The 1,556-nt window shown below is 61.9% G+C and carries 2 protein-coding genes and 1 pseudogene; all 3 read right to left on the minus strand.

The genetic code is table 11. From position 1 onward, the window contains the following. Positions 1–107: 107 nt before the first annotated feature. Positions 108–506: a Rieske (2Fe-2S) protein gene (locus AC1DYX_RS31030; protein ID WP_477266057.1), complete on the minus strand. Its 399-nt coding sequence runs from the start codon at positions 504–506 to the stop codon at positions 108–110. Beyond that, positions 503–1,162 carry an HAD-IIIA family hydrolase gene (locus AC1DYX_RS31035; RefSeq protein ID WP_477266059.1) on the minus strand — a complete coding sequence of 220 codons (660 nt, stop codon included), beginning with the start codon at positions 1,160–1,162 and terminating at the stop codon, positions 503–505. The genes AC1DYX_RS31030 and AC1DYX_RS31035 overlap by 4 nt, the downstream gene beginning before the upstream one ends. Positions 1,163–1,264: 102 nt before the next feature. Next, positions 1,265–1,556 (minus strand): annotated as a pseudogene (locus AC1DYX_RS31040) (RluA family pseudouridine synthase); the annotation flags it as partial.

Here is a 1,556-nt window from a genome sequence, read left to right on the forward strand (position 1 = left end):
GCTCCAGGGTCTCGCGTTCCCAATTGCTGGAGGCCGTCGGGGTGGCCGTACGGTTGTCGTTCAGATTGTCGTTCCTGGTGTTGTCGCTCATAAATGCCTGGTGTTGGTTACCCGATCTGACTGTCCGTCACGCCAGGTGCCGGCGGACGGATGTGCTGGTCCGGCTGCCAGTAGATACGGTCGTCGGCTTCGCGCACGGCGATCGGCCGTAACCTGCCACCGCGGCAGGGCCCGCCTGCGCAGGTGCCGGTTTCCGGCATATAGATGGCGCCATGCGTCGAGCACATGAGATACAGCTTGCCTGACTCGAAGAACTCGCCCTTGGACCAGTCCAGTTCGATGGGTACGTGCGCACAACGGTTCAGATAAGCGTAGATCTTGCCGCCGAAGCGCACGACGAAACCCGTCGCGTCGTCACCGAACGCCCGCACGGGGAATCGGACGCCCTTGCCGCCATCCTCGACGGTGGCCGAATCGCAAATATAGACGTCTTCGCTGGCGCTCATGCGTTCTCGACCAGCCACTGATGCAGCTCGGGCACGTTCTTGGCCGTGTAGATCGGATGGCAAGCCTGCAATTGCTGGACCGGATGGGCGCCATACTCGACGGCGATGCCGGAAGCGCCGGCATTGTTTGCCATAAGCAAGTCATGCGTCGTGTCGCCGATCATAACGGTACGCCGCATGTCCTGGCCGAGCTCCCTTGTCAATTCTTGCAACATTGCAGGGTGCGGTTTGGAAAATGTCTCGTCCGCGCAACGGGTCGCATCGAAGACGGACAGCAGTCCGGCCGCGTTCAGCGCGCGATTCAGGCCGACCCGGCTCTTGCCCGTTGCGACAGCCAGGAAATAGCCCTGCTGGGAGAGTTCATCGAGCATCGCCCGCACGCCCTGGAACAGGACCAGTTCATGGTCCTTGGTCAGGAAGTGATAGCGATAGCGTTCGACCATGCGCGGGTACAGGGCCGGATCGATGTTGGGCATCACGGCCTGCATGGCTTCGCCCAGGCCGAGGCCGATGACGTGCGACGCCGCGGCATCGCTCGGGACCGCGAGGCCAAGATCCTTGGCGGCGGACTGTATACATTTGACGATGGTGGCGGTGCTGTCCATCAGCGTGCCATCCCAGTCGAACACAATCAGATCGAATTGCTTTCTTACCATGTCTCCCGGCCTTGTGCGCCGGCTCCTCATTCGCGCCTGCAAGAACCCTGGTGTCCGCCAGCAGGATCTGCCGCTGGCGAGGACCGGGTTCCGATTGGCGCATTATCGATGGGTAGTACGTGTTTTGACTTCCTGCGCTTGCCCCAAGCTTACCAAGAAACGCTCGCATTCCGCCGGCAATGGCGCGGTCAGAGTCAGCGGCTTGCCCGTCTCCGGATGCTGGAACGTGATCCGGTATGCATGCAGGAACATGCGGCGCAGCGCGCCCCGGGTCTCGGTCGCCTTCTGCAACTGCTTGTTGAGCGCAAAGTCGCCGTATTTTTCGTCGCCGAGGATGGGAAAACCACTCGACGCCAGGTGCACGCGGATCTGGTGCGWGCGACCGGTCTTGAGC

The organism is Massilia sp. P2_C2 (genome assembly GCF_056404615.1).

Coding starts and splice junctions, on each gene's coding strand:
- AC1DYX_RS31030 (WP_477266057.1), bottom strand. CDS start 506: ATGAGCGCCAGCGAAGACGTCTATATTTGCGATTCGGCCACCGTCGAG.
- AC1DYX_RS31035 (WP_477266059.1), bottom strand. CDS start 1,162: ATGGTAAGAAAGCAATTCGATCTGATTGTGTTCGACTGGGATGGCACG.